18 protein-coding genes are annotated in these 18,903 nt (G+C 69.0%); 7 read left to right on the forward strand and 11 right to left on the reverse strand.

Features of this window, described 5'->3' with window-relative positions; all coding sequences use genetic code 11:
• Positions 1–10: 10 nt before the first annotated feature.
• The 3 genes from ABD301_RS13650 to ABD301_RS13660 form a co-directional block, all read right to left on the reverse strand.
• Positions 11–1,042 (reverse strand): LCP family protein, encoded by a 1,032-nt coding sequence (locus ABD301_RS13650; protein ID WP_344310390.1) that lies wholly within the window; start codon positions 1,040–1,042, stop codon positions 11–13.
• 167 nt (positions 1,043–1,209) lie between these two features.
• Positions 1,210–2,277, reverse strand: a complete 1,068-nt coding sequence (locus tag ABD301_RS13655; RefSeq protein WP_344310392.1) for an LCP family protein — start codon at positions 2,275–2,277, stop codon at positions 1,210–1,212.
• A gap of 84 nt (positions 2,278–2,361) precedes the next feature.
• A complete protein-coding gene (locus ABD301_RS13660; protein WP_344310394.1) occupies positions 2,362–3,342 on the reverse strand; it encodes a UDP-glucuronic acid decarboxylase family protein in 981 nt (326 codons plus the stop codon).
• A gap of 258 nt (positions 3,343–3,600) precedes the next feature.
• Here ABD301_RS13660 and ABD301_RS13665 point away from each other — a divergent pair, with 258 nt between their 5' ends.
• The gene (locus ABD301_RS13665; protein ID WP_163573753.1) at positions 3,601–4,857 is read left to right on the forward strand and encodes a S8 family serine peptidase; all 1,257 of its coding nucleotides are present in this window, start codon (positions 3,601–3,603) and stop codon (positions 4,855–4,857) included.
• A 143-nt stretch (positions 4,858–5,000) separates the two neighbouring features.
• Complete coding sequence (locus ABD301_RS13670) at positions 5,001–6,284, forward strand: S8 family serine peptidase (protein WP_344310397.1); 1,284 nt, start codon at positions 5,001–5,003, stop codon at positions 6,282–6,284.
• On the opposite strand, the gene ABD301_RS13675 is transcribed toward ABD301_RS13670, so the two are convergent.
• The gene (locus ABD301_RS13675) at positions 6,278–7,288 is read right to left on the reverse strand and encodes an alcohol dehydrogenase catalytic domain-containing protein (RefSeq protein WP_344310399.1); all 1,011 of its coding nucleotides are present in this window, start codon (positions 7,286–7,288) and stop codon (positions 6,278–6,280) included. The two genes, ABD301_RS13670 and ABD301_RS13675, sit on opposite strands and share 7 nt — an antisense overlap.
• 109 nt (positions 7,289–7,397) lie before the next feature.
• Here ABD301_RS13675 and ABD301_RS13680 point away from each other — a divergent pair, with 109 nt between their 5' ends.
• Positions 7,398–7,937 carry a TetR/AcrR family transcriptional regulator gene (locus tag ABD301_RS13680; protein ID WP_344311129.1) on the forward strand — a complete coding sequence of 180 codons (540 nt, stop codon included), beginning with the start codon at positions 7,398–7,400 and terminating at the stop codon, positions 7,935–7,937.
• A 326-nt stretch (positions 7,938–8,263) separates the two neighbouring features.
• Here the strand turns inward: ABD301_RS13680 and ABD301_RS13685 are convergent, their stop codons facing one another.
• The 6 genes from ABD301_RS13685 to ABD301_RS13710 all read right to left on the reverse strand — a co-directional run bounded on the left by ABD301_RS13685 (position 8,264) and on the right by ABD301_RS13710 (position 13,966).
• Positions 8,264–10,288, reverse strand: coding sequence for an iron ABC transporter permease (locus ABD301_RS13685; RefSeq protein WP_344310401.1), 2,025 nt, complete (start codon positions 10,286–10,288; stop codon positions 8,264–8,266).
• Positions 10,285–11,241, reverse strand: a complete 957-nt coding sequence (locus tag ABD301_RS13690; protein WP_344310403.1) for an ABC transporter substrate-binding protein — start codon at positions 11,239–11,241, stop codon at positions 10,285–10,287. The genes ABD301_RS13685 and ABD301_RS13690 overlap by 4 nt, the downstream gene beginning before the upstream one ends.
• A gap of 9 nt (positions 11,242–11,250) precedes the next feature.
• Positions 11,251–12,051 carry an ABC transporter ATP-binding protein gene (locus ABD301_RS13695; RefSeq protein ID WP_163573745.1) on the reverse strand — a complete coding sequence of 267 codons (801 nt, stop codon included), beginning with the start codon at positions 12,049–12,051 and terminating at the stop codon, positions 11,251–11,253.
• 373 nt (positions 12,052–12,424) lie between these two features.
• Positions 12,425–12,991, reverse strand: coding sequence for a hypothetical protein (locus ABD301_RS13700; protein ID WP_344310405.1), 567 nt, complete (start codon positions 12,989–12,991; stop codon positions 12,425–12,427).
• Between the two features lie 39 nt (positions 12,992–13,030).
• Positions 13,031–13,471, reverse strand: coding sequence for a WXG100 family type VII secretion target (locus tag ABD301_RS13705; RefSeq protein WP_279583324.1), 441 nt, complete (start codon positions 13,469–13,471; stop codon positions 13,031–13,033).
• 153 nt (positions 13,472–13,624) lie between these two features.
• A complete protein-coding gene (locus tag ABD301_RS13710; RefSeq protein WP_163573743.1) occupies positions 13,625–13,966 on the reverse strand; it encodes a hypothetical protein in 342 nt (113 codons plus the stop codon).
• Between ABD301_RS13710 and ABD301_RS13715 the strand changes: the two genes are divergently transcribed.
• From ABD301_RS13715 to ABD301_RS13725, 3 genes are read left to right on the forward strand one after another with little or no spacing between them, the layout of a single operon-like run.
• Positions 13,965–14,165: a hypothetical protein gene (locus ABD301_RS13715; RefSeq protein ID WP_163573742.1), complete on the forward strand. Its 201-nt coding sequence runs from the start codon at positions 13,965–13,967 to the stop codon at positions 14,163–14,165. The two genes, ABD301_RS13710 and ABD301_RS13715, sit on opposite strands and share 2 nt — an antisense overlap.
• 34 nt (positions 14,166–14,199) lie before the next feature.
• Entirely contained in the window at positions 14,200–14,562 is a 363-nt protein-coding gene (locus ABD301_RS13720) for a hypothetical protein (RefSeq protein ID WP_344310408.1), read from the forward strand.
• 27 nt (positions 14,563–14,589) lie between these two features.
• Positions 14,590–17,139 (forward strand): TPR repeat domain-containing protein, encoded by a 2,550-nt coding sequence (locus tag ABD301_RS13725; RefSeq protein ID WP_344310410.1) that lies wholly within the window; start codon positions 14,590–14,592, stop codon positions 17,137–17,139.
• A 39-nt stretch (positions 17,140–17,178) separates the two neighbouring features.
• On the opposite strand, the gene ABD301_RS13730 is transcribed toward ABD301_RS13725, so the two are convergent.
• Positions 17,179–17,979: a CpaE/TadZ family protein gene (locus tag ABD301_RS13730; RefSeq protein WP_344310412.1), complete on the reverse strand. Its 801-nt coding sequence runs from the start codon at positions 17,977–17,979 to the stop codon at positions 17,179–17,181.
• On the opposite strand from ABD301_RS13730, the gene ABD301_RS13735 reads away from it, so the two are divergent.
• The gene (locus ABD301_RS13735) at positions 17,957–18,652 is read left to right on the forward strand and encodes a hypothetical protein (RefSeq protein WP_344310414.1); all 696 of its coding nucleotides are present in this window, start codon (positions 17,957–17,959) and stop codon (positions 18,650–18,652) included. The two genes, ABD301_RS13730 and ABD301_RS13735, sit on opposite strands and share 23 nt — an antisense overlap.
• Positions 18,653–18,903: the final 251 nt, after the last annotated feature.

An 18,903-nucleotide genomic window follows, 5' to 3' on the forward strand; every position in this document is an offset into this window, starting at 1 on the left:
CCGTCGTCGGTCAGGCGCCGTGGTTGGCGTTGTTGGGCGGGTGTTTCTTCAGATAGCCGGCCATGTCGTCGGCGCGTAGACCGTGGCTGAGGTCGCTGATGCCTTGCGACGACGGGATCTCGTAGTCGACGCCGTCCATCTGCTCGGACCTCGCCATCGGCAGCGTGGAGAAACTGACCGCGCTGGCACTGAGCCCGCGCAACGCGAAGGCCAGATCGCGCACCGGGAACGTCTTGTCGACCGTCACGGCCGCCGTGACCGCGGACAGCAGCGCGTCCAGCTTCACCGGGTTGGTCAACACGCCCGTACTCGTCGCCTTGGCCATCAACGCGTGCAGGAACTGCTGCTGCCGCTTGATTCGGTCGTAGTCCGAGCCCGGCAGGTTGTAGCGCTGCCGGACGTAGATCTCGGCGAGCTTGCCGTCCAGGTGGTTGACGCCCTGCTTGAAGACGTAGTGGGTGCGCTCGTCCTTGACCGTCTTGTCGACCGTCACATCCACCCCACCGACCGCGTCCGTGACCGTGTGCAAGGCGGAGAAGTTCACCACCACGACGTGGTCGACCGTGATCGACAGCAGGTCCTGGACGGTCTGGATCAGCAGTGGTGCGCCGCCGTACGAGAAGGCCGCGTTGATCTTGGTGTCGCCGTGCCCGGGGATGTGCACGTACGAGTCGCGCGGCAGCGACACCGCGTCGGCCCTGGTCAGGTCCTTGTTCAGGTGAAAGAGCATGACGGTGTCGGAGCGGGTGCCGTAAACGCCCTGATAGGCCCGGCTGTCGCCGGAGTTGTCGACGCCGACCACCAGGATGTTCATCGGACCGTCGACCTTGCCGACTGGAGCCACCGACGGAGTCGGCGAGCCCTTCGGACCGGCCGGCAGCAGATCCTGCCGGGCGATCTTGCTGTCGTACCGGCCGACCAGCGCGTACGCGGCGCCCAGGCCGCCAGCGGCGAGCACCAGCAGCACCACCCCGACCACCAGGCACCAACGCGCCCAACGAGGCAGCCGCCGCCGCTGGGGTGAGGTTTCGCTCTCAGCCACCGGACCTCCCAACCGCGGTCATCACCATCAGAACGTCTGACGGCCCGCGAAGGTTGGCCGGTGGCATCGGCGATTTCTCCGGCCAGCCCCTAACAGGCGTCGAGGTGGGCAGTATGCCCGATCTCGCCCTGTTTAGGTGGCATTGTGACCTGCCAAGCTTGGAGGTCTTAGCTCCCGCTGTCGGCGTTGTTCACTGGGTGCGTCTTGGCCCAGTCCGCCATCGTGTCGTTGCTGACCGCGCTGAACAGTGCGGAGGCCTTTGTCTTGTCGGACTTCACATAGCTGACCCCGCCGATCAGCACCGAGCCCAGGTTCGGCATCGTCACGAAGCTGATGTCGGCCGCCCGCAAGCCCTTGAACTGGAACGCCATGTCGGTCAGCGAGAACTGCTCGTCGGCGGTGACCGACTTGGTGGCCGCGTCCAGGAACGCGTTCAGTTTGCCGGGGTCGGTCAGCGTGCCGGTCGAGGTGGCCTTCTTCAGCAGCGCCTTGAGGAAGATCTGGGCCCGCTTCTGCCGGTCGAAGTCCGAGTTCGGCAGCCCGTACCGCTGCCGGACGTAGTCCAGTGCGGCGGTGCCGTCCAGGTGGTTGACGCCCTTGGTGAAAGTCCGCTTGCTGCGTGGGTCGGTCACCGTCTTGTCCACTGTCACGTCCACGCCACCGAGCGCATCGGTCATCGTTTTGAAGCCGGCGAATCCAATGACCACCAGGTGGTCGATGTGCACGTCGGTGAAGTTCTCGACGGTCTGGATCAGCAGTGGCGCGCCGCCGTACGAATAGGCCGCGTTGATTTTCGTCTTGTTGCCGCCGAGGCCGTTTTTGGCCTTGGGCACCGAAACGTAGGTGTCCCGCGGAATGGAGATCAAATACGCCTTGGTGTGGTCGGCCGGAATGTGCAGCAGGATGATCGCGTCGGTCCGCTGACCTTCCACGCCCTGGTAGCCCCGCGAGCCGTCGGCGTTGTCGTCGCCGACGACCAGGATGTTCTGGGCACCGTCCACGGTTTTGTGTGGCCGGTCGCCCAGCCCGGCGAACGGGTCGGTGCGGGTGATGTTGCCGTTCAGAGTTTGCACGCGGGCGTACGCATAACCGCCGAGCAGCAGAATCAGCACGACGGCGACCCCGCCGCCAATCAGCGAGATGCGCTTCCAGTTCCGTCGCGGCTTGACCGTACGACCGGTGTAGACCGTCCCGCCACCGCTGCCGGTTGGTCTCGATCGGGTTGGAGTAGGCACCCGTCGACAGTACCGCGGCCCCGCACGGGATCCCTTACCCCGTTGCCCGTTCGGACGCAAGTCCATCCGCGGGATTGACCACCCCTAAGCCTTAAGGGGTACGCCGATCTGGGCGGCGAGGTCTTCGATGGTGCGGCGCAGGCCTTCCTTCGGCGACACCTGCGGCTGGTAGCCCAGCTCGGTGGTGATCCGGGTCAGGTCCGGCCGGCGTACCAGCGGGTCGTCCTCGGGCATCGGCAGGAAGGTGAACTCGGACTTGGAGCCGATGATGTCCTTGATCAGCTCGGCCAGCTCCACCATCGTCATCTCGTGCTCGGTGCCGCAGTTCATCGGGCCGGTCTGGTCCGAGTCCAGCAGCAGCAAGATACCGGCGACCAGGTCGGACACGTAACAGATGGACCGGGTCTGGGTGCCGTCGCCGTACAGCGTGATCGACTCGTCGGCGAGCGCCTGGGAGACGAAGTTCGGGATGGCGCGGCCGTCGTCGATGCGCATTCTCGGGCCGTACGTGTTGAAAATGCGGACGATCCTGACATCTACCCCATAAGTTCGGCGGTATGCCATGGTGATCGCCTCGCCGTACCGCTTCGCCTCGTCATAGACCGAGCGTGGGCCGATCGAGCTGACGTTGCCCCAGTACGTCTCCGGCTGCGGGTGCACCTGGGGGTCGCCGTACACCTCGGAGGTGGAGGCGAACAGGAACCGGGCACCGTGCTGACGAGCCAGGTCGAGGCAGTTCTGGGTGCCCTGCGAGTTCACCCGGAGGATCTCCACCGGGATCCGGCCGAAGTCGGCCGGCGACGCGGGCGACGCGAAGTGTGCGATCACGTCGAACTTTCCCTGCACCGGCAAGGCCTCGGACAGGTTGCCGAGCGACACGTCCGCGGAGACGAAACTGAACCGCGGCTCGTTGGCCAGGTGCGCGATGTTGTCCGTCGTACCGGTGACGTTGTTGTCCACCGCCACGACCTCGCAGCCACGGGCCAAAAACCCGTCGACCAGGTGGCTGCCGACGAATCCGCCGCCGCCGGTGACCAACACTCGGTGACCCGCTCCGTACCCCACGTCAGCTCTCAACTCACTCTCGATTGGCCTGGACATCGGGAGGGTACCGGGCGGCCGACTGTGAGCTGTGTCTGGTGTACTTCGGGCCAGTATTTCCCCCACCTCCTCGCACAGGTCCATCCAGGTACCCTGGAAACCGGTCTATTCGGCGCAACCAGGCCGCCGCGGAGTGAATTCTGGCGGCTGGCCCACCAACTGACGGAGTCGGCGATCATCGACGGGGCAGGGCGAAGGCGGGGCCGGGCGGCCGTCACAGTGGTGCTTGTCACCGTTGTCCTGCTGTTCGCGGCACCGCTGGCGCCGGCCGCCGCTTACCCGATCAGGGACCACCAGTGGTATCTCGCGCCGCTGCAGATCCCGCAGGCGCAACAGCAGGCGCGCGGGCAAGGGGTGATCGTCGCGGTCATCGACAGCGGCGTGGACGACACCATCCCGGAGCTGGCTGGACGGGTGCTCGCCGGCAGTGGTTTCGGCCCCGGCGCCGGCACGGACGGCCGTAAGGACCTCGGCAGCACCGGCCACGGCACCGCGATGGCTTCGCTGATCGCCGGCGCCGGCGCTGACGACCAGGTGCTCGGGGTCGCGCCCGCATCGACGATCCTGCCGATCTCAGTGCTGGCCGACCAGGGCGCGCCGGCCAGCGCGATCGCCGCCGCGATCCGCTACGCGACGGACCGCGGCGCCAAGGTCATCAACCTGTCGCTGGGCGCTCCCGGCGCGGCGTCGTCGGACATGCGGGACGCGATCGACTACGCGCTGGCCAGGGACGTTGTGGTGGTGGCCGCGGCCGGCAACGTGGCCAGCGGGGACGTACAGGTGGCGAACCTCGCCAGCGTGCCCGGCGTGGTCGCCGTCTCCGGCATCGACAAGGACGGCTCGCCGTGGAGCGGCTCGGCCAAGGGCCCGCAAACCGTGGTTTCGGCGCCCTCGACCAGCATCCTGGTCGCTACCCCGGCCCGCAACGACCCGCACTACGCGCTCGGCAGCGGCACCAGCCAGGCCACCGCCCTCACCTCCGGCACGATCGCACTCCTGCGCTCTCGGTATCCCGGCCTTAACGCGGCCAACATCATCGAGCGGCTGATCGCCACCGCCCAGGACCGCGGCGCTCCCGGCCGGGACACCTCGTACGGCTTCGGTGAGATCCAGCCGTACGCGGCCCTCACCGCTCGTGTCCCGGGCGTCTACAGCAACCCGCTGCTGACCGGCGGCTCCACCGCCGGCGCTGACCCGGAGGCCTCCCCGACCCTGCAGCCGGTGCCGATCCAGCCGGCCCCGCTGCAGCCCACCCTGCCCGGCCTCGCCCCCACCGGCCCGGACGACCCCGGCAAGCAACCGCAGGCCGGTTCGGCGCAGGACGACTCCGGCCACCTGCTCCTGCTGGCCGCCGCGGTCGGCGTCGCGATCGGGATCGGCATCACGCTCATCTCCACCTTCGCCACCATGGTCTTTCGCCGCACCGAACGCGCCCGAGCCCGCCGCGAGGCGTACCAATGGCCCCCACCGCCCATCTGAGCACCGCGTTCCGGCGCCGGCGAAGGGGTCTCCACCGCACCCGGGCTTGCGGGCGGAGCGCACCATCGAAGCAGCCTCCCGATGTCGTGCCAGGTTCCGGCCATGCCATGTCCGGGCGGCCGGCGAGGCGATGGAGTGGCAGGGTGCGAAACATCGACGGCAAGCCCCTCAGCCGGACCGCTGGGGTAGCGATCGCGACCCTGTTCGCGGTCCTGGTCATCCTGTTCGGCGCCGACCCGGCGGCGGCGCTGCCGATCCGGCAGGGCCAGTGGTATCTCGCGCCACTGCAAATCACCCAGGCGCAGCAACTGACCCGCGGCCAGGGCGTCACCGTCGCGGTGATCGACACCGGCGTGGACGCGGACGTGCCGGAGCTGTCCGGCAAGGTCGTCAGCGGCACCGGCTTCGGGCCCGGTCAAGGCACCGACGGCCGTACCGACGCCGAAGGCCACGGCACCGCGATGGCGACCCTGATCGCCGGATCCGGCGCAGACGGGCGAGTGCTCGGAGTCGCTCCAGAGGCGACCGTGCTACCGGTCCAGGTGCTCGGCGCGAAGGGCGGCGGGCCGTCGTCGGCCATCGCGCAGGGCCTGCGATACGCCGCCGATCACGGCGCCAAGGTCGCGAACCTCTCGCTCGGCGGGCAGGGTGCGACCGGGTCGGACCTGCTGTCGGCCATCCAGTACGCGCAGTCGAAAGACGTCGTGGTGGTCGCCGCGGCCGGCAACATCGCCAACGGCGACAGGGTGGTGGCGAACATCGCGAGCGTGCCGGGTGTGGTGGCGGTCGCCGGCATCGGTCGAGACGGTAACGCGTGGGACGGCTCGGCGACCGGCCCGGAAACCGTGGTCGCGGCGCCGGCCATGAACATCATCATCCCGTCGCCGTCGGCGGACCCGAGCTATCAGCTCAGTGACGGCACCAGCCAGGCCACCGCGATCACCTCCGGGGTGGTGGCGCTGATCCGCGCGCAGTATCCGAACCTGAACGCGGCCAACGTGATCCAGCGGCTGATCTCGACGGTCCAGGACAAGGGCCCGGCCGGCCGCGACAACGCCTACGGCTTCGGCGAGATCCAGGCGTATTCGGCGCTCACCGGTAACGTCCAGCAGGTCACCGCGAACCCGTTGCTGGCCGGCGCACCCGCCGACGGGACGCCGTCGGACAACCCGACCCAGGGTGGCACCCCGCCCAACCTGCAGCCGATCCCGATGCAGCCGGCCCAGCCGGGTGCCGGCCAGCCGCAGGCCGGTGGTGCCCAGCCGGACGGCAACGGGCTGCTGATCGCCGCGATCGCGGTCGGCGGCGGGCTGATGGGCCTGGTGATCATCGCCGCCGCGAGCGTGCTGATCGTGATCGTCCGCCGCCGTACCGAACCGGCGCCGGCCTACTACCCGTACGCCGGCTACCGCCCGCCGGGCTACTGACGGACCAGCACCAGCTTGCCTCCCGGAGTGCCCCAGAGCTCCGGGGCCTGCTCCCAGTCGGCGGTGCGGGTGACCACCAGATCGGCACGCAACCGGCCGGCGAGCACCTCGGCCAGCGCCGCCGGCATATCCGGCCGGACATTCGCACGGCCGGTCACCAGCGTGACACCCTTGGCGTACATTTCCAGCATTGGCAACGAAACATCGTTGCCGAAGTAGATCCCGGTGTCGGTCAGCACCCCGCCGGCCTGGGTGGACCGCAACGCCGAGCGCAGACCGGCTTCGTCCCCACTGCTGTTGACCACGATCGGATGCGATCGGGTACGGGCCCGCAGCGTCCGGCATTCAACCGTGGCGCCCAGTTGTTCGGCGACCGCGCAGTTCTCCTCGTTCGGGTCGACGTAGGTCACCTCGGCGCCCAAGGCGCGGGCCGTCGCGGTCGCATAGAGGCCGATCGAAGCGTGTCCGTACACCAGAACCCGCGGCTCCAAGGCGTCCTTCAGGTGCGGCGCCACCGTCCGCCAGGCGTCGCTCAGATTGTCCCCCAGTGCCGCGACGGCCACCACGTCGACGTCCGCTGGCAGTCCCAGGCACATGGCGTCTGCGTACGGGACGTGCAGGACATCCGCGAGCGCACCGTCGCACCCGCCGCCGAGCTGCCCCATCCCGTACGACGAACCGGCCGTTACCTGCTGGCAACGGCCGGTCTCGCCGCGCCGACAGCGGACACAACTGCCGCAGCTGATCTGGAACGCGACCGACACCAGGTCCCCCGGCGCCACGTCCGCTACCGCCGGTCCGACCTCGACGACCTCGGCGACCACCTCATGACCGAGCGGGAACGGCCCGGTCACCGGCGTCACGCCGGCCACGATCGGTTCGTCCAGGTCGCAGCCGGCGACCGCGACGGGCCGTACCAACGCGGCCAGGTCCGACCCCAGTCGCGGCGCCGGCACCTCGTGCCACTCCAGATGGCGCGGTCCGACATACCTCAGCTCTCGCATGACACTCCCTAGAATGATCGTTCTAGCGCTAGAATGACCGTTCTAACGACAGTGCGTCAATGGCGAGGAGCCGACCCTGCCCGATCAGCCCGATGCCCGTAAACGGCTGCTGAGGACCGGCGGCCGGCTGTTCCGGCGGCAGGGCTACGCGAACACATCCATCAAGCAGATCCTCGACGAAAGCGGCGTGGTCGCCGGGTCGCTCTACCATCACTTTCCCGGCGGCAAGCAGGATCTGGCGGCGATCGTGCTGCGCGGAAGTGGAGCCGTGATCGCCGACCACCTGCGGACCGCGCTGACCGGCGCCGCCACCCCAGCACACGCGATCCAGGCCTGGATCAGCCTGCTGGAACAGTCGATGGCCGGCAGCGACGGCCTGGAGGGCTGCCCGGTCGCTCCAGTCGCCGCCGAAGCACCGATGGCCGGAACCGCGGTCCGAGAAGCGGCCGCTGCCGCCTTCGCCGGCTGGGCCGAGGTGATCGCCGAACACCTGTCCGCCGCCGGCCACCGCCGGCCGACCCAAGCGGCGACTGTCGTCCTGTCCTCGATCGAAGGCGCACTGTTGCTCGCTCGTACGAGTGGCGACCCAGCGGCTCTGCGAACCGTCCGCGAGTCGATACCCAAACTGCTCGCGGCACTCGACTCGTAGCCTCCCGGTGAAGGTTTCTTTGACGTGTCAAGGGCGCTTGACGGCACGAAATTGTCGTACGTGTCTGTTTTTCTTTCCCCCTCCCTTTGAACGGGCGGGGGGTGGGTTGAGAGGTGGACCTTAATTTTTTGTTTGAACATTGGTCCTCGAACCCGCCCCCCACCCGTCACTGGGTGGGGGTGATTTTTGGGGGTGGGTACGACAGTTTCGCGCCGCACCCCTCCATGGAGATGGGCTGAAAACGACGAGCGCGAAACTGTCGGTGCCGGCTGGCAGGCTCGACTCGGGAGCCACGTTTCTGGGAAGAGTGTTCGGGGAAGTCAGCGTCAGGAGCGGCGGGACCGGGCCAGTAGGGCGACGAAGTACGGCGTGCCGATGAGGGCGACCACCAGGCCGGAGGGGATTTCGGCGGGGGCGAGCACAGTGCGGCCGAGGGTGTCGGCGGTGACCAGCAGGGTGGCGCCGAGGAGGGCGGCGACCGGGACCAGGCGGGCGTGCCGGTGGCCGGCCAGCAGGCGGGCGAGGTGTGGCGCGACCAGGCCGACGAAGGAAATCGCGCCGACGGTGGCGACGGCAGCGGAGGTGAGCAGGACGGCGGCGGCCAGCAGGAGGAGGCGGAGGTGGTCCAGGCGTACGCCCAGCGAGCGAGGCAGTTCGTCGCCCAGGGCCAGCAGGTCCATCCGGTGCGTGCCGCCGACCAGTAGAGGGACCATAAGGACCGCGACGGCGAGCAGTGGCCAGAAGTTGGCGAGGCTGACGCCGTAGGTGGTGCCGGACAGCCACACCAACGCCCGCGCGAGGGCGAGGCCCGAGCTCGACACCAGCCAGGCCACGCCAGCGCCGGCCGCGGCGGAGGCGGCGATGCCGACCAGCACCAGCCGGGCCGGTGCGACCCGACCGCCGACCGCCGAAATCGCATAGACGGCGGCGAAAATCGCGGAGCCGCCGACGAAAGCGGCGGCCGGCAGCAGCCAGGCGGGCGCGGCCGGGAGCAGGATGACGACGCTGACCGCGGCCAGTGACGCGCCGCCGGTGACGCCGACGACGGACGGTTCGGCGATGGAGTTTCGTACAACAGCCTGCAAAAGTACGCCGCCGGAAGCCAGTGCGGCGCCGGCCACGGCGGCCACCAGCAGCCGCGGCAGCCGAAAGACGGACAGCACGATCTCGGCGAAACCAGCGTCTGCGCCGGTCAGGAAGCGCAGCACGTCCAGCGGCGCGACAGTGAGGTCGCCGAACACCAGGCCAGCGACCACCGCGACCAGCAGTACGACGACCAGCCCAGACAGCAGCAGTCCGTACGGTAGCCGGCGCCCATCAGGATGGGCGCCGTCGGCGGCGCTTCCGGCCTGCCCGACCGGCACCCGGCGGGCCATCACCAGGAAGATCGGCGCGGCCAAGATCGCGACCGTGACGCCGGCCGGGATCTCGCCGCTGGCCGGATCGAGCCACTGGCCGGCGAGGTCGGCGGCCAGCACCAGAACAGCTGCCCAGAGGGCGCTGGCCGGCAACAACAACCGGTGCCGGCGTACGCCGAGGCCGCGCAGCAGGTGCGGGACGACGATGCCGGCGAAGCTGATCGGGCCGGTGACGCTGACCGCGATCGCGGCCATCGCCACCGCCGCGAGGATCGCCACGGTCCGGACAGTGCGCACGGGGACGCCCAGTGAACGGGCCACGTCGTCACCGGTAGCGAGCAAGTCCAATGGCCGTGCCAAGAACATCGCCAGCACCAGGACGCCGACGACCGCCGCGAGCGCCATCGCCGGCCCTCCGGCGGCTAGCTGCAGCAAACTTCCCTGCCCCCACAGGTAAAGTCCTGCGGTCGCCTGTTCGTTGAACAACAAAAGCACGGCGGCGATCGACGAAAGTGCCAGGCTGATCGCGAAACCGCCGAGCAGCAGCCGCGCCGCCGAGACCCGGCCGACCCCGATGACGGCCTGCACCAGCAGCACGGCGGCCAGCCCGCCAGCCAGCGCGACCAGCGGTCGCGAGAACCCGGGCAGTGTCACACCGAGCGCGGCGGTGGCCACCAGGGCGAGGTAACCGCCGCTGTTCACCGCGAGTGTTTCCGGACCGGCTAACGGATTCCGGGTGGTGGCCTGCAAAAGGGTGCCAGCGCCGGCCAGTGCGGCTCCGGCCACCAGGCCAGCGACCAGCCGGGGCAGCCGGCTGCCCAGCAGCACCCCCCGATCGGCGCCACCACCGAAAAAGGCCCCGAAAAGTTCTCCCATCGACACCCTGGCGACGCCGGTTTTGAGCGCCAGCAGGGAAACGACTACGAGTGCGACCAGCCCGATGCCGACGACAACGGCGTTGCGCCCGAGCCGCGCCGGTTCCGCGGACCTCAAGCCTGGTAGACGCGGAGGAATTCGGCGATGGCCTGCTGAGCGGACAGCGGACCGCCGAAGAACCAAGTGCCAGGATCCAGCGCGAACACCCGTTTCTGTACGACTGCGGGCAATTTTGCATAGACGGCGTTGCCTGGCAACGCGGTCGCGAACGGATTGTCGTTCTTGACCGCGACATAAAGCAGGTCAGCGGAGCCGGCCTGGGTCAGCCCCTCGACGCCGACGGTGGTGAAGCCGGAGCCGGCGTCCTTGCCCGGCCAGCTGTCCACCAACCCGAGCCGGCCGGCGATCTGGCCGGGGATCGAGTTGGGGGTGAACATCCGCAGCTGCGGGCTGCCTTTGGTGGTGAACGCCTGTACGACGACCACGCTCGCGCCGGCTTTTTTCTTGGCCGCCAACCGAGTTCTGCCGGCCGCGAAGGCGCTGTCGAGCTGCCCGACCACGGCCTGTGCCTGGGACGTACGACCAACCGCGGTGCCCAGCTGCCGGAAGGAGTTCAGCGCGCCGGTCAGGTGATCTGGCTTGACGTACGCGTCGAAAACCAGCGTTGGCGCGATCTTTTTCAGTGCTGCCAACGAGTTCGGCGTGACCCGGTCCGCGTCGGTGACGATCAGGTCCGGCTTGAGCTGGTAGATCGCGTCCAGGCTGGGCTCCTGCCGCTTGCCGACGTCCTTTGTGGACGGTACGAACCGGGAGCCGGCGGTCACCCACGTGTTGTAGCCGGCGATATCCGCCACCCCGACCGGCTGTACGCCGAGCGCGAGCAGGTCCTCGCCGTAGGACCACTCCAGCGCGACGACTCTCTTGGCCGGCGCCTTCAGGCTTTGCGTCCCGTTCGCGTCGGTCACCCTGACCGCACCAGCCGCACTGTCCGATGTGGACGGTGCGGAGCCGCAACCGGTCAGGGCCAAGGCGAGTACGACGACAACGCCGAGCCGGCGGGTGGATTTCAACAGGACTCCTCAGTAGTGGTTCAAGCGGTACGGGCGGCAAACCGGCGTCCCGGTCTCCGGGTCGGTGTCCACGGCGACCTCCAACCGGTAGCCGGCCCGGATGTGCTCGGTGGTGATCACCTCGGCGGGCCGACCGGCGGCGATCAGCCGACCGTCCCCGACCAGCACCACCTGGTCAGCGACCGCGGCGGCGTGGTTGAGGTCGTGCAGCACGGCCACCACCGCCTTGCCAGCGTCCGCCGCGAGGTCGTGCAGCAGGTCCAGCACCTCGCTCTGGTGCCGCAGGTCCAGGAACGTGGTCGGCTCGTCCAACAGCAGCACGTCGGTCCGCTGCGCCAGTGCCATCGCGATCCAGGCCCGCTGCCGTTCGCCGCCGGACAACGCGTCGACGGTACGGTCCGCGAGATCGCTCAGGCGCGTACGCGCCAACGCCTCGTCGACGGCTTCCCGGTCGGTGCCACTGGCCCGGCCGAGCAGGCCCTGATGGGGCGTACGGCCGTAGCCGACCAGTTCTCGTACGGACACTCCCGGCGGCACCAGCGCGGACTGCGGCAGGAAGGCCAGCCGGCGGGCCAACGCACCGGCCGACAGCTCGGACAACTCCGTCCCGCCCACCCGGATGGAGCCGGCCGCGAGTTTGTGCAGGCGGGCGGCTGTGCGCAACAGCGTCGACTTGCCGGACCCGTTCGCACCCAGGATCGCGGTGACGCTGCCGGCCGGTACGGCCAGATCGATGTCCTGAAGGACCAGCCGCTCGGCATACCCGACGGCCACGCCTCGCAGCTCGAGCAGGGGGACGGTCGCGGGCATGAGTTGAGGCTAACCTAAGACTCTCGGCTGGAAACACACCAACGCCGGCGAGGGCCTCTGCCTCCTCGCCGACGTTGGTGGTGCACTGACAGCCGCGCGGACGCGGCCGCCCCCCACCCTTCAGTGCGCGCCCGTTCCGGCCGGCCGGAACCAGACGAACCTCAGCCCCACCCCCAGGGGCAGACAGTAATTCCGTTGCGACGCCCTGTAGCGGCCTCGTGTGACGGACACTAAGGACCGACGGTCACGCTGCGGAAGCGGACACCTCAAGTAATGCGATAAGCGGCCGTTTCCCTGCGACGAACGGTCCCCGATACGGCGTGTCACAAATAGTATGCAATTTGTGTCGCTCGGTAGTTTTTGTGGTGATTCGTCAGCCTCCGGGCTGACCTGGAATCGAGCCGGAACTCTTGGATGCCGGCGGTTTCGAAGCGGACGGCTTGGCCGACGGATGAGCCGGAGACGGTGACGGGGAGGGCGTGACCGAGGTCCGCGTCGTCGGCTTGGGCGAAGGCCCTGTCGACGGCTCTGTCGAGCTCATGCAGGCCGCTGGCACCGCGGTGGCGGACGGACTCGCCTGCTGCTGGGCCATCTTCGCGGTGTCGCACTGCTGGGCCCGGAAGGCACCGGTGACCGCGAACCCGGCGATCACCACGGCCACCACCGCGACGCCCAGCACGGCGAACGGCCAGACCGTACGGCGATCCCGCCAGGTCCGCCCGGAACCGTGCAGGAAGGCCGATCCGAGCTGGCGGCGCCGCAACGCGTCCGCCTCCAGCAGGTGACGCTCTGCGTTCGGGGTGGTCACGAACGCGGGCGGGACGGTCGGCTGGGGCTGTGGTGCTGGTGGTGGTGGCTGCTGCTGTCCGGCCGCGCCGCCCTGCGGCTGCTGCTGATGGCCTCCTGGATACTGCGGCGGCTGGCCGAACGGTACGGTCACGCCGCCCATGCTCCCATCCGCCCGTACGAGCCAGCCGTGCTACCCGCCGAACAGGCCGTTGAGCTTGCCCATCAACGCGGAGTAGTTGCTGGCGGCGCCGTCGGTGGCCGACACGAGCTTGTTGAACGCGCTCTGCACCTGGGTGAAGTGCGCGTCGTACTCCTGGTGCTGCTTGGAATAACCCTCGGAGGAGCCACCGTCCCATTTGGACAGGGTGTCCTTGGCGGCCGAGTTGATCTCGTTCAGGATGCCGTTGAACCGGCCGATGTAGCTCTGCTGGTCGGACGCCAGGTTCTGCAGCCCGGAGACATTCCCGCCGACCTCGTACTGTGCGCCCATAACAAACTCCCTGGTGAGAAACACTTTGTTCTTGCCGTTGATGACTACTTTGCCGGCTCCCGGTCGGTCCAGCCGCACCTGCGCGCGGACCTGGCACGAACTGGGGAGAGCGATGTTGTCGCTGGCAGAAGGGGCGGCCACTGTCGTAGTGACCGCCCCATCTCTCTATTCCCCCGTGGGACAGTGGTGGATTTCCCCGGCGGCTATTCAGTTGGCATCGTTATTCAGTTGGCATCGTTATTCAGTTGGCATCGTTATTCAGCTGACATCGGTTGCTCAGCTGACATCGCGGGCTCAGCGGTTCGGGTTGGCGACCAGGGCAGACAGGCCGGAGCTGGCGCTGGACAGGTCGTCACCGGACTGCTGATCGGTGGAATTGACCCCGGTCTGCGCATCACTCAGGTGAATACCGTGCGTGTTGATCCACTGCATCAACTCACCAAAACGACCCACCAACTCGTTCTTCGCGTTCTGGAACGCCACCAACCCATTGCCCTGAATCACGTCCTTGTCCTTGGACATGTCATCAATCAACGCGTTCAACTGCTGCTGAATGCTCTGCGCCTGCGAACCCAGATGCTGCCCGCCCTGACCCAACGCATTCGCCTGAGTCAAACCAATGAAGTTGTCAGCCATGGCAGTGAGCCCTTCCGCGATGCTCCGCCGCGACTTGCTGGTGCGGCCGGAGTCCCAGCTCCCTGCTGGGCGACAAGGAGGACTCTGCCGCTCGTACGCACCGGCCGCGGCCCTCCGGCGCGGAGGTGGCACGAACTGGGGAGCGGTCGCCGCCGTGGTGGCACGATTCCGGGAGTTGCCAGCTCGGACCTGCATTTAGGCTGGTGATCATCCGGTGCGAGGACCGCCGGATCGTGGATGTGAGGGAGGAAGATCCGATGGACGTCGCCGGCAACCCGAACGAGGCGCACTCCGCCGGTCAGAACACGCAGGCAGCCGCGGACGCCGCGAACGCTGTCCGCGGCCAGTTCACCGGGGCCGCCCAAGCGTGCGCCGACGCTGCCAAGGAAGCCAGCCTTCCCGGTGCGTACGGCGGATACCAGGCCCATTTCATCGACCGGATCAACGCCGTACTCACTCTCGCGCAGACCTCCGGCATCAACATCCAGACCGGCGCCGCCGCGCTGGTCGCCACCGACAGCGACAACTCGACCGGCTTTGGGCAGGCCCAGAGCACTTTGCCGTCGATCAACCGCGGCTCTGTTCGCGCCATCTGATCTTGCGATAAACGAGGACTGAATCCCATGGCTGCCACCCCAGATATCCCAGACACCCCGGCCGACCCCGGCACCATCGACGCCGCCGCGAACCAGCTGCGCGGAGTCGCCGCGGTGATCAGCGGGCACGGCTCCGACGTGAACAGCGCGGTGAACACCGCCGCGCTGCAGTTCTCCGAGGTCATCGCCGGCCCGATCAAGGACCTGGCGGGCAAGAACCTGGCCGCTTTCGAGGCCGCGTACGGATCTGCCACCTACGGCGCGGACATCGCGCATAACTGGTCGCTGGACGTGCAGGACTTCAAGACCAAGCGGAACGCGCTGCTCGCCGAGTGGCAGCAGGCGCTGTCCACCGGCTTCGGGGTGGCGCGGCCGCTCACCGGCCGGCAGGCCGAGGCCAACGACATCACGCCGGAGGAGCAGAAGGCGTCACTGGCGACCTACCACTCGGCGGTCGACAGCGCCCAGAACGACAAGGCCGGCGACATCACTGGTCGCGCGCACGCCCTGCTCGAGTTTCTCCGGACGCAGGCCAACGACCTGGCCGGCCGGGTGCAGCACGACCCGAACGACGCGGACCTACAGGCGCTCGCCAAGGCGGGCGCGCTGTCGTGGGGTTCGTACGTGGCGTTTCCCGGCCATCACGTCACCCCGCCGGTGACCGCGGCCGACGCCCAGCACGCGGCGCAGGTCCTCAACGACGCGGCGAACGGCAAGAACGTGTCGCAGGAGGACGTACGCCGAGCGTTGGAGCTGCTGGACCAGGTGAACAGCGGTGCCGCCGCCGCGATCGCGGCCGGCGTCGGAGTTTCGGCCGGCGTACTGGCATATCTGACCACTCTCTACAACGGACTCGGCGGCAATGTCTTCAAACTGCCGGACTACCTGAGCAAGAGCGGCTTCAACGACGCCGACAAGGGCCGCTACACCACCGACCTCGGCAGCGGCCTGTTGTTGCTGTCCAACGAAAACCTCAAGACCGACGACCCGAACCAGCACGGCGGGTTCGACCGACTGCCGCCAGAGGTGCGGAGCCTGCTGACGGACAACGCGTACCAAGCCCCCGGCCCGTACAACGGTGTCCAGCCGGTCGCCATCAACCGGCCGCAGGACTGGAACGGCCTGCTGAACCTGCTCGGCAACACCCCGCCGAACATCTCCGGTGGCGAGAAGTTCTCCGCTCAGCTGACCTACCGGCTGGGCGAGATCGCGGACGCGTCGCAGTCGTTCCACGACCGGCTTTACGGCCAGGGCTTCAAAGACAGCGACCTGAAGGACCACGGCCTGACCGGAAACGTCCTCTTCGACCACGGTGCCGCCGACCACCTGATCACCGGGCTGCTCAACGTCGCCACCCGCAACCACGCCGGCATCACCGACGTGCTCAACGGCGTTGGCTTCGATCCGAGCCACGTGCCCGGCGGTCGCTCGTCCAACGGGCTCGGCGACGGCCACGACCACTACACCAACCCGGTGGCGGCGCTGCTCAGCTACGAGTACGCCGATGACGGCCGTACGGCCGCGCACCTGATCGACTGGATCGGGCCAGCCCACAACTCGTCCAACCCGGCCGACCAGGCGCTCGCCAACAGCGCCGCCAACCGCCTCTTCGCACTGGTCGGCCAGGCGAACGGCAAGGACGGCGGCTACAACCTGCTGACCAACATCCCGGGCTCGACCGGCGACAACCACACCCTCGGCGCCCGCAACCCGGCCATCACGGCGGCGCTCGGCGAGACCGCGGTGGGCTTCATCGACCGGTTCGCCGCCGACCCCGATGGCGGGCCGACGGACGTACGCGGCGGTGACGTGCAGATCAGCGAGGGCGACCGGATCCGGATCTTCAGCCTGATCGCCACCGACCCCAAGGCCGCCGAGGCACTATCCACGTCGGTGCAGCTGTACGAGCAGAAGCTCGGCGGTATGGAGGTCAGCACGAACGACCAGCACGCTGTGCAACTGGGCAACTCGGTCGCAAGGATCGACTCGTACCTGGAGGTCGGCGTCAACAACGGGCTGATCGAGACCGGCCTCGGCGACCAGGAGGCGCAGCAGAAGGCGGCCGCTATCCACGCGGCCTCGGAGAAGGTGGTCGCCGGCCTGATCAAGGACGTGGTGTTGGCGCCGATCCCGGGCGGCAGCGGGGTCGCCAAACTGCTCATCGCCGGCGGCAAGAGCCTCTTCAACTCGGCCTACGCGGACGCGACCACGCCGTCGGATCCGAGCAAGATCCCGATCAACATCTCCACCCAGAACGGCTACGGCCTCGACCGGCTGCAATACAACACCTACTACGGCGAGGTCAACGAGCTGGCCAGCGAGGGCAAGATCACCGCGCACACCAACCCGGAGCTGTTCACCGACGGGCACCTGAAGTCCTCGACCGAACTGCTGCCCAACCCGAGCCAGTCCAGTGCCGCACAGGACACTCTGCGCACGGCCATCAAGGGCGCCGGGGTGGACACCAGCGCCTTCCAGAACCAGGCTTCGGACAAGGACAACAACCAGGTCGCGCACAACTACTACAACAGCGTCGACGAGTACAAGACCCGGATCCGCAACGGCAGCCTGAAGTAGCTGAAAAGCGTCTGGACGCCTCGGTTTCCAGACGCTTTTCTATGCGTTGGCGGTGATCGCGACGGCCAGGTCGAGATAGCCGCGGCGGGTGTCCGGGGTGAGGCCGCCGGGGTCCAGCCGACCGCCGGTGGCCAGCGCCGGGTCGTACGGGACCAGGACCGCGATGCCGCCGACCGCGGCCGCCAACTGGTCCGCGGACGACTGCACGGAGGCCCGCGAGCCACCGGGCGGGAGCAGCACGGTCAACACCACGGCGGGCTGCATCGGCGTACCCACCCGCGGCCGCAGCCGGCCCAGCGCACCCTGGGCCGCGCCTAGGCCCTGGGGGGTGCCGAGGGTGACCACCACGACCCGGTCGGCCCGGGCGATGCTGGTCATGCCGGCGTCCTCGACGTTGGTGGCCGCGTCCACCACGGTGAAGGCGTACTTGTTCCGCGAGTTGTCCAGCATCTCCGCGGTAGCCGTACGGGACAGCGGGTTGTTGTACGGCGCGGCGTCGATAACGTGTACGCCGGACGGGATCATCAGCGGGTCGACCATACCGCCGCCCACCTGGCGTACGTCCGCGGTCGACGGCGCCCGCTGCCCGGACAGCCGCTCGCCGATCGACGCGCCACCGGCCACCACAGCCATCAGCAGCACGTTCTCCCGACGCAACGCACCGAGGGTCAGCGCGAGTCCGGCGGCCGTGGTGGAGGTCCCGACCCGATTGCCGGCACCGATCAACGCCACCATCTGTGGGCCCGGCTGGCGGCCTCGTACCGTCGCGAGCACCCGCCGCTCACGCTCGGCGACGGCGGCCGAGCCGGGATTGACGATGCCGAAGACGACGGACGACACGAGCCCTCGCCAGCCAGTCACACCGCCCGTACTGAGCCCGCCCTTGACCGCCGGCGGCCCGACCGGGCGCGGCGCCGGCAGTGCGCCTGGCGGGGTGTTTGGCCCTGCGCCTCGCGGCGGGGTAGCGATCGGACCGGCCAGCACCGAGGACGACTGCGGCTGCCAGGGCGCCGGGATGGCGTCGTACGGGTTCGCCGGATTAACGGGCAGCTGTCCAGCGGAAACGGGTGCGGGCAAGGCGGCCCGCGGTGGTTGCGCCGGCCGGGCACTAACCGGCCGCGGCGGGCCTACCTGTGGCGGCGGACCGGGCTGCGCTGGCCTGGGTTGTGCTGGCCTGGGTTGTGCTGGACCGGGTTGTGCTGGACCGGGTGAGGCTGCCGCCGGCGGAGTGCTCGTCGGTCTAGCCGGCGGCGCGGACGCCGGACGTGCGGGCGTGGCCGGCGGGCGCGTTGGCTGGGGTGCGGGCGGAGCCGGCCGTGCTGCCGAGGCGGGCGGCGCGGTTGGCCGTACGGGCGCGAACGGCTCGACGGATCCCGCTGCGGAGCCGGTCGGGATGGGCGGCGGGCCAGGGTGCGGAATGGGCTGGGTCGGGCGCGATGGTGGCCCACTCGCGGACGGTCGGCTGGCTGGTGGCGTTGAGGTAGGCGCGGCCGGAGACTGGGCCGCCGGTTGAGACTGGGCCATCGGTTGAGACTGGGCCACCGGCCGAGGAGGCGCCGGCGGAGTGGATGCCGGCCGTACTGCTGCTGCCGGTGGCGTCGATGCGGGCTCAGGAGGCTGTACCACTGGCGGCTGGGCTTGCCGCGATGGCTGTTGGGCAGCCGGGCGTGGTGGGTCGGAGCGCGGCGGTGCTGGCGGCCGTGCTGGCGGTGGCGGGACGGGCGGCGCTGGTGGGTACCCGGGCGGTGGCGGGCTCGGACGGCG

It is taken from the genome of Fodinicola feengrottensis, from assembly GCF_039530045.1.
In the GTDB taxonomy this organism is placed as follows: domain Bacteria; phylum Actinomycetota; class Actinomycetes; order Mycobacteriales; family HKI-0501; genus Fodinicola; species Fodinicola feengrottensis.